The following is a 201-nucleotide window of genomic DNA, read 5'->3' as shown; positions in this document are numbered from 1 at the left end:
ACATACTGATACTATTATTCTAAAAAAGGTGTGTGATCGGTATGAAAAAGGAAAATTTGTTCAAATGGAAGCGTTATCAACCTGATATTATCTTATTAACGGTAAGATGGTACCTACGGTACAACCTAAGTTTTCGTGATTTGGTGGAAATGATGGAGGAACGAGGTTTGTCTATTGCTCACACCACTATTATGCGCTGGG

The 201-nt window shown here is 37.3% G+C and carries 1 pseudogene; it reads left to right on the top strand.

The window, feature by feature from the left end:
* Window positions 1–41 precede the first annotated feature (41 nt).
* A pseudogene (locus tag LOK41_RS28925) lies at window positions 42–201 on the top strand (IS6 family transposase); the annotation flags it as partial.

Source organism: Bacillus sp. TL12, from assembly GCF_022625245.1.
Classification (GTDB): Bacteria; Bacillota; Bacilli; order Bacillales; family Bacillaceae_G; genus Bacillus_A.
This window is presented reverse-complemented; position numbering and strand designations above follow the sequence as displayed.